2 protein-coding genes and 2 pseudogenes are annotated in these 3,061 nt (G+C 56.0%); 2 read left to right on the top strand and 2 right to left on the bottom strand.

Features of this window, described 5'->3' with window-relative positions; genetic code table 11:
* The coding region (locus tag H7E91_RS11370) for a transposase (protein WP_182355233.1) at nucleotides 1–241 on the bottom strand (241 nt) is incomplete at its 3' end.
* 124 nt (nucleotides 242–365) lie between these two features.
* Nucleotides 366–536, bottom strand: a pseudogene (locus H7E91_RS11375) (transposase); the annotation flags it as partial.
* An 86-nt stretch (nucleotides 537–622) separates the two neighbouring features.
* Here H7E91_RS11375 and H7E91_RS11380 point away from each other — a divergent pair.
* A pseudogene (locus H7E91_RS11380) lies at nucleotides 623–1,794 on the top strand (IS3 family transposase).
* Between the two features lie 803 nt (nucleotides 1,795–2,597).
* The coding region (locus tag H7E91_RS11385) for a transposase (RefSeq protein ID WP_182355234.1) at nucleotides 2,598–3,061 on the top strand (464 nt) is incomplete at its 3' end.

A 3,061-nucleotide genomic window follows, 5' to 3' on the forward strand; every position in this document is an offset into this window, starting at 1 on the left:
TTGGGACAGCTACATCCACTGTGCCGACCCGGGTGTCCAGGGGCCGGTGGCGGTAGCCGTTGCGCTGGGTGAGCCGGTCGGGGCTGGGCTTGCCCCACTCCGCCCCGACCACGGCATCGGCGTCTGCTGAAAGCAGGGCGTTGATCATGGTTTGGAGCAGGTCTCGCATGAGATCTGGAGATGCTTCGGCCAGGGCTTCACTGAGCAGGCCTGCAGGGTCGATAATATGAGGAGCGGTCATCGTGGCGATGTCCTTTCGAGTGAGAATTAGAGAGCTTTCTCGAAGGATCCCACGGTGACCGCGCTCATGTCAGCAACGACGCACACGACCACCGTGCGGCTACACCACTCTAAGGGGCACTATTTTCGGCGTAGAGCCATTCCTCGTGCTGTTCTTGAAGTACAGCCCCGACTAGGCGCGTGACACTGGCAGGGTCGGGGAAGATCTGGACCACGTCAGCACGACGCTTGATTTCCCGGTTCAAGCGTTCGATCGGGTTGCTGGACCAGATCTTCTTCCAATGCTCTTGAGGCATGTCAGCAAAAGCTGGGGAGTGCTGAGGGTTTGGTTGTCACTCTGGGTTGCATGACTTTCTATTGTCGTGCTGGAAGGATGACAACTATGCCGAAAATCTATTCCGAGGAATTCAAACGCGACGCTGTCGCGCTGGTGAATTCAGGGATGACTCAACGCCAGGTCTGCACCGATCTAGGGATCTCACGGTCCTCGCTGCAGAACTGGGTCAATCACGACCGGCTCCACTCCCGCGGCCTGACCGCACCAGTTGATGCCAGTGAGGTCAAGGAGAACGCAGCTGCGCTGAAGAGGATTCGTGAGCTCGAGATGGAAAACGAGGTCCTGCGCAGAGCTGCAGCCTATCTATCCCAAGCACACATCACGCCCCCAAAATGATGTACCCGCTCGTTGGTGAGCTCGCTGCAACACGTGCCCCTGCTCGGGTGCCGGTCGCAGTGACGTGCCGGGTCCTTGGGGTTTTCCACCCAGGCATACTACAAATGGAAAAAGAAACCGGTCTGTGCCCGGCAAGAAGAAGAACAACACCTGATCAGCATCCTGAAAGTCCTTCATGAGAAGGACCCTGAAGGGGGCTACCGGGTCCTTGCCGATGACCTCACTGATCTGGGCTACCGGGTCTCCGAACGGCGAGTATGGCGCCTGTGTCACATCGCCGGAATCCGGTCGACGATCACGACCCGCAAGCGTAAATACACGGTTGCCGGACCGCCTGCTCATCATGATCTCGTGAACCGTAAGTCCGCACCGATCACCCCAATCGGCTGTGGCTGGGCGATATCACCGAACATCCCACCCGCGAAGGGACACTATATCTGTGTGCTTTCAAGGACACGTTCAGCAACGAGATCGTCGGCTACAGCATGGACTCCACCATGACAGCCGACCTGGCAGTCAACGCCCTAAAAATGGCGCTCACCCACCGGGGACACCCGACAGGGGTGGTAGTCCATACCGATCGGGGATCACAATTCCGGTCAAAGAAATTCCTGAAAACCCTCGATGAGCACAAGCTGTGTGGGTCGATGGGACAAGTCGGTGCCGCCGGTGATAACGCTGCCATGGAATCCTTCTTCGCCCTGCTGCAGAAGAATGTTCTTGACCGCAAGATCTGGAACACGCGTGAAAAGCTGCGCCTGGCGATTGTGTCCTGGATCGAAGGGATCTATCACCGCAAGCGCCGCCAACGGGCGCTGGGCAAGCTGACACCGATCGAATTCATGACCATAATGAAACCCGTCGCCACCCTGGCGGCTTGAAACACCACCGTCAACCAAACCATCAGCAGTCCCTTATGATTCAGTATCCGAATGATACTGGATGGGACGACGAAGCGACCGAAAATCCAGATGATTATGCAAACTATTCAATCTTTCTTGAGCAAAATTGACTCACGACTAGTTGATCGCGTTATCCCACATCGGAGAGGGTATGTATCGGATCTTTTGTTCAACGGGTTCGATACAACCCTCGTGCTTCTCCTCCCCATTCCAACCAACTCAGGATGGATCTCATGGTCGGATCTAGCGCAACACCACGATAGACTAGTTACTGCCTCAACTTCGCTTTCTGATTTGTTCTTCCCGAAACCTATTCCACCCGACCTGTATTTCTCCCACGGGACTATCGATAACCCCGGCTACACAAAACGCCTCAGCCAAACGCTAGCCCTAGCTGACGCACCGGGGTCATGGACATCAGCATATTGGGGCGGCTATGAAGAATTTACCTCACAGGACACAACCATCGGGCCAAATCAATCTTTTTTACGCCCCGAACCCTGTACCATAATCAGACAATCTCTCTCTAGCTGGGCCGAGCATACAGCTGACCTCGGCCGCCTACCGTCAATCCTGAGCTCTCCCAACATGCATTTCGTGGCAACACAACCGATCTACGCTGATCGGATCTATGTTTCCTGCACAAATTTCCTTGCAGCCCAATTAATTAAGTCACTACCAGACATCCACCCGGTCTCACCTAATTCTTCCCTTTGGGGTTACCCTCTTGTCGTGGACACCCAAACTAGCGGGGCCACCGTGCCCTGCGGAAGGATGTTCACATGGGACAACGACGCCGATATACCGAGGAGTACCGCCGCGACGCCGCGAGCCTGGTCCTTGATACTGGACAAACGATCCGGGCTGTCGCCAAGCAGCTCGACCTCGGCGAACAACTGCTCGGCAGCTGGGTCAAAAAAGAACGCCTCCGGCGCACCTCCACCGACAACGGCCAAACGACGCCGGAGGAGACAGCAGCTGAAATCGCTCGGCTGCGTAGGGAAGTCGCGGACCTGAAGGCTGAAAACGAGTTTTTGGGAAAAGCCAGGGTGGATTCAACCGGTCAACGCAACACCATCGAAAATGTACTCAGAGGTGTGATGTGGCAAAGATCGGTAGACCAGGACTCCCGTCGGATCGACGGCAGCAAGTGTGGGACATGTGGAAGACAGGGGCATCAATCAGCGAGATCGGTCGAACCGTGGGCTCCCCTCCAGGCTCAATCTTCTCGATCCTGTTACCCTAT

This window comes from Flaviflexus huanghaiensis (genome assembly GCF_014118685.1).
Lineage (GTDB): Bacteria > Actinomycetota > Actinomycetes > Actinomycetales > Actinomycetaceae > Flaviflexus > Flaviflexus huanghaiensis.